General features: G+C 66.0%; 5 protein-coding genes. 1 reads left to right on the forward strand and 4 read right to left on the reverse strand.

The features are described 5' to 3' along the window. Positions 1 to 1,462, reverse strand: a 1,462-nt coding sequence (locus ACFWF3_RS22590; protein ID WP_379315172.1) for a hypothetical protein, incomplete at its 3' end; no start/stop codon positions are given. Positions 1,463 to 1,736: 274 nt separating this feature from the next. On the opposite strand from ACFWF3_RS22590, the gene ACFWF3_RS22595 reads away from it, so the two are divergent. Next, on the forward strand, positions 1,737 to 2,189 hold the full coding sequence (locus ACFWF3_RS22595; protein ID WP_378992067.1) for a DUF4231 domain-containing protein: 453 nt from the start codon (positions 1,737 to 1,739) through the stop codon (positions 2,187 to 2,189). Here ACFWF3_RS22595 and ACFWF3_RS22600 read toward each other — a convergent pair whose 3' ends face one another. The 3 genes from ACFWF3_RS22600 to ACFWF3_RS22610 all read right to left on the reverse strand — a co-directional run. Further along, positions 2,190 to 2,906: a hypothetical protein gene (locus ACFWF3_RS22600; RefSeq protein ID WP_378992066.1), complete on the reverse strand. Its 717-nt coding sequence runs from the start codon at positions 2,904 to 2,906 to the stop codon at positions 2,190 to 2,192. Between the two features lie 48 nt (positions 2,907 to 2,954). Further along, entirely contained in the window at positions 2,955 to 4,337 is a 1,383-nt protein-coding gene (locus ACFWF3_RS22605) for a TRAFs-binding domain-containing protein (protein ID WP_379315173.1), read from the reverse strand. Positions 4,338 to 4,408: 71 nt separating this feature from the next. Beyond that, the coding region (locus ACFWF3_RS22610; protein WP_379315174.1) for a WD40 repeat domain-containing protein at positions 4,409 to 5,385 on the reverse strand (977 nt) is incomplete at its 5' end.

The following is a 5,385-nucleotide window of genomic DNA, read 5'->3' on the forward strand; positions in this document are numbered from 1 at the left end:
GGGCTCCGGCATTGCCGGAGCCGTCGTCGAGCTCGAGATCCCACAGATTCCCATCATCGGCGATCCCGAGCGCGCGGGTGCCGTCATCGTTCACCTGTAGTTTCGAGATTCCGCGCGCGTCGACAGTTCCGGTGACCGCACCGGTCTGCGCGTCGACCAGGAACACCGACTCCTCGGTGGCGACGGCGAGATGACGGCCGTTGCGGCTGCGGTCGGCGGCCTTGATGACCGTGCCCGGTGGAGCCGCGAAAGCGTCGACGCTCGCCCCGGTTCGAGCGTCGATACGCAGCAGTGACGAGTTCCTGGCGAGCAGTACCTCGTCGTTGTCCCACCAACCGAGCAGCCGATCGTAATCGGTTCGCCAACTGGTGGATTGTGTCAACTGTTCGCGCGCTGCGACGTCGAAGACCTTGATCGGACCGGGCAGACGCTCGGTGGTCACCAGCAGCTCGCCGTCCGGGCTGAGTTCGCCGAAGCCACCACCCGGTTCCCCGCTACCTTCGTGATAGTCGAAAACCCCGATCTCATTGCCACCCGGAGCGTCGTAAACCCGGATGACTGTCTGGTCGTACGCGGTGATCGCGATGCGCGTCGAGGTCTGCGCGGCGCTCACCTCACGCGGCAGGTAGTCGAGCCGGACAGCGGTATGCGGCCAGGTCTGCGCCGCGACGGCGGCGGCGGCACCACGGACGGCGTCGGTCGCAGCATGCTGCTCGGCTCGTGTGACCAGAATGCTCGGCAAGTCGGGATCCGACCCGATCAGCTCGACGGCGACCCTACTGAGACGGTCGGCCGTGGCGGCGTCGGCGGCTCGGTCGGCGGCCGATTGTGCTCGACGCGCTCCCACGGTCTGCACGGTCGCGAAGGTGACCAGCGCGGCCAACGCGACAATGGTCACCGCGAGCACAGCGCCCGTTCGACGGCGACGCCGGGCCACCGCCGACGAGCTCGCGGCGACGAACGCGCGCACCGTCTCGACATGGGGTGACGATCGGGCAGGGACGGACCGAAGGAGCCCGTGGGTCGCCGACAGCGCCGACTCGTTCAACAACGCCGTCGACTCGGCCGTTCGCCACTTCGAGGCCTGGTCGACGAGTCTGGCCCACTCGACGATATCGGCGCCGCCGTAGCGGGCGATCGCGGTGACCCGCTTGGCGGCATCACTGACCGTGACCCGGGGCAGATAGCACGGATTGAGTTTGTCGAACGGGTCGGGCACGTCGGGGACGTAGGCCATCGGCACCACCGTGCGGTAGCGACTGGTCACCTCGGTCAAGAGATCCATGCCGGTCCGCTCGACCTCGTCCGCCATTGCCTCGCTGAACACCACGACCAGCGTCGCATCCGACGGTGGCTCGGCCTGGGGGGCACCTGTTCTCACCCCTTCCGCGTCGAAGGCGGCCAGTAGCGGCTGGATTCGGTCCGCGTCTTCGGGCCGGTGGAGCACGTCGATTCTGATCACGTCGAGTACCTCACTGCGTTACGGATTGTTGCCCGGCAGGTCGAGTCGATTGGAAAAGGTTCCTGTGCAACAGATTTCATCGGCATAGTACGAGTTATGGCACCGCGAGGGCGGAGGTTCCGGCCGGTAACATCGAGATTGTTCCGGCCGCACACCACCAATGGGTCGTCTATTCTCGACGGCACAGCTGATCGACTCTGCCGCAACAGGACTGGACCAAACGGTCGCTTTCCCGGACGGCAGCGATCCCTCTCGCGGTCCCATCGGAGAAACCATGAGCACCCAGATCGACACACCGGTCCGCCCTGACCACGGCGACGATGACGTCGCCTGGGAACGGCTGACCGGACAGTTGACGTGGTACAGCACCAAGGCCGCGGCTGCTCAGCGCGTATACAAACGGATCAAGCTGGCGCAGATCGTGATCGGCGCACTGCTACCGGTCGCGGCACTGGCCGCCCCCGCTGTCATCACCGCGACCATCGCGGCTACCCTCGTGGCGGCCGAGGGAGCCCTGCAGCTGTTTCAGTGGCAGTCGAACTGGATTCGCTATCGCGCGACGGCGGAGGCGCTCAAACGCGAGAAGTTCCTGTATCTGGCCAAGTCCGGGCCCTACCGTGACGGCGGGCGCAAGCGGGCACTCGCCGATCGCACCGAGGCGATCATCGCCGCGGAGACGTCGTCATGGGTCGCGCTGCACGAAGACGCCGACGAGACACAGAAGTAGCTATTCGAGTTCGGCGGATTCGGCGATCCGGGCACGGAGAGCGGCCGCGACGGCGACCGGGTCCGCGATCGAGACGACCGTGGTGAGCGGGGAGTCCGCGATCGCCAGGGCGCGGTCGTTCGTCCCGATCGTCCTGGCATCGGCGATCTCGTCGGCCGTTCGACCCGATCCCGCCAAAACGACAGCCGCCCTACCCACCGCCAAACTGTTGAGCGCATCCACATAGGCGATGGCACCGCCGTTGACGAGCATCGTCACCGAGCCCGCACGGCCCGCGATCGCCGTCGCCACCGCCGCCAACCACGGCGACTCGTCACCCCACTCCGAGCCCGGCACCAGCACGATGTCGGTGTGCCCCGGCTCGACGTGCGCCCAATCCGGACTTCGAGGTGGGGGCGCTCCGGGTAACCGCACTGTGCCTTCGGCCACCACACCGACCAGCCGGAAAGTCGCGTCCGCCGAGCGCCGCGCATCACCGACCATGCGCATCACACCCGCGTCGGTGCCGCCGTCGACGACCACCGCGCCCAGCTGTTCGACCAGCGGCACAACGTGCTCGACGAGGAGACGGGCCAGCGGACTGTCCGGGTCGACGGGCAGCCCGGCGGCGCCGCCGACCAGCACGAGAACCGGGCGACCGGGCGTCAGCGTGGTCCGTCGCAGGGATTCGTCGATCGTATCCAGCGAATCCAGGATGGTGATAGTTGGCGGGGGCACGGCGCTCTTTCTGTCGACTTCACTTGTGACGCAACATACTTCGTTCGCTCAGGGCTGATCCGCGAGCCCACGCGAACCAGGGGCCAACCCCTCGATCAGCGCGTCCCAGTATTCGTCGTCGCCGTCACAGTAACTACGCAATCGCCTGATCGTGGTGTAGGTCGATTCCTTTTCCATATCACTCGGCGTTGTGCCGAGCGCCTGGTCCAGCCAATCCAGCGCATCAGGCATTCGGCCGTCGTAGATCGCGAGCTCGATCATGGTGGCGTAGTCCCAATACGTTGCCCCACCTCGGACGATGCGGGCGCGTGCCGCGTACTCCACCACCGGAAGCAGCTGCGCGAGACGCTTGCTGCGTCGGTCATCGATCCACAGCAGATGAACCGCGTTGATGCCAGGGTAGTAGTCGCGCCAGTCGAGCTCGAAGCCGGCAGCGTAGGTGTCGATCGCGAGCCGAAGATACCCGCGCGCCTGCGGTGTGCCCTGCGCGGCGGACCATCGATCCTTATAGATTCTGCCGAGAAGGCCGAGGGTCTCACTACTGCTGCCGTACTCCTGACACAGCTCACGCAGTTCGTTTTCGGCGACGATGCTTCCCGGCTGCAATCGATTTCGCGCGAAGGCCCGCTGCTCGCGCACGGTCACACTGCGGGCGAGCGAGGGCGGAAGGTCATCGACCAGGTCGATCATCTCCTGCCACATTCGAAAGTCCCGATAGGCCAGCAACAGATCGATCAACAGGCTCTCGTCGTACCCGTGGAGGTCCGACAGCGCCAGACGGACCCGCGATATCTGCTCGACGGCCTCTTCGCGTCCACGACGGTCATCGCCGCGCGCCGCCTCACGTGCCTCGTCGAGTTGCCGACGGACCGCTTCGGAGACTTCGAAGCGGTCGTTGAAGGCCTCGAGATCGGACTTCGAGAGCTTGGGCGTCGTCAGCCCGGTGAACAGCTCGAACAACGGGCTGTCGGTACGTTGTTCGGCGCGTGCGAGCCGCAGCTGTTTCGTCAGCTCCGCGCGGTCGACCTCCGGGCGGCTCGGGCACCCGACCGCGTCCAGCTCGTACCGGTGGACTCGCTCAGGAGCGAGATCGAACGGCAATCGGAATCCCGCGGCCGAGATCAGGACGGTACTCCAGGGTCGAAGGGCATGGCGGATTCCGAGCTCGTAGTACACGTTCGCGTTGGCTTGCGTCAGGTCCGCGACCACGTAGTCACACACCATCAACCGCTCGAACATCGCTCGGTGAATGAACCCACCGAACTGCTCTTCGTCGGCCCGCAGGCAGGCCATGCCCGCGTCCTGCACCGCGGGCTTGACGATCGACTCGTACACCCGGTCGAATTCGATCGCCGAGGCCGCCTCGCCTTTGGTACCGAAGGGCATGATCACGAAGCACAACGGCTTCGCCGAGAAAACGCTGTCGTTCATGCTTGACCGTCCGATCAGCTTGCACCGCAATAGTGTTCATCGAACCAGCGAGATTCGTGGTCTCGTCCGGCTCATCCGAGAAAGATGTCGTACAGCGTCGGATAGGCCGCGCCGATCCCGGCGTTCGGCTCCGCTCCTTCGCCCGCGTCGAATTCCTGGCAGGTTCGCGTGTACGCCCTGTCCCCGAGATACCGATCCCACTCCGTCTCGGTGAGATTGCGACCAGCCCGTCGACAGGCTTCACGAATCCACAGCGCCGGACCCCAAACCCTGGCGGTGTCGTCGTCACTCGCGGAAACCAGCATTTCGCCGCCCCCATGGAATGCCGTCGACGTGACCGGGCCGGAGTGCCCGCGCAGCGGTTCGCCTACTTGCTGTCGAGTCTGCGCGTTCCATAGTCGAACTGTCTTGTCGTCACCGCCGGTGGCCAACAACTTTCCACTCGGGTGAAAGTCGACCGAGTTCATCCCCTCGATATCGCCACGCATCGGCGGCCCGAGCGGCTGTCCGGAGGGCAGGTCCCACAGCTGCACCGCCACACCGGCAACCGCCAGTCGTTCCCCGGTGGGATCGAAGGCAAGCGCCTCGATCTTTCCCGTGCCACCTACCAGCGGTGGACCGAGCGGCTTGCCCGTGTCGATGTCGAAGACCCGCGCGGAACCGTCGAAGGCGCCAACGGCGAGCAACCCGGTACGCGGATGAAACGCCAGCGCCGACACCGTGCCCGCGTCTACGATCGGCGACCCGACGAGCTGTCGGCCCGTCCTGGCGTCCCACAGCCGGACCGTGCCGTCCGACCCCGCGGCGAGGACATCTCGGCTCGGATGGAAAGCGATCGCCTCGACATCCCTCTCATCGAGTTCGGTGACGAGCTTCTTCCCGTTCTCGACATCCCAGATCCACACGTCCTCCTCGATCAGTCCAAGCGCGCCGACCAGCGTGGGGCCGGGGCGCATGGCCATCGCCGTCACCGGCCCGTTGTATCCGACGCGGGAATCGTCGGTACGGAAGATCTGACCAGGAGGCAACGGGTCGCCCGCACCGATGA

Source organism: Nocardia sp. NPDC060220 (assembly GCF_042727815.1).
Taxonomy (GTDB): Bacteria; Actinomycetota; Actinomycetes; order Mycobacteriales; family Mycobacteriaceae; genus Nocardia.

Bases quoted from the DNA above. Each gene is read 5' to 3' on its own strand.
- ACFWF3_RS22595 (WP_378992067.1), top strand. From the start codon at position 1,737: ATGAGCACCCAGATCGACACACCGGTCCGCCCTGACCACGGCGACGAT.
- ACFWF3_RS22605 (WP_379315173.1), bottom strand. From the start codon at position 4,337: ATGAACGACAGCGTTTTCTCGGCGAAGCCGTTGTGCTTCGTGATCATG.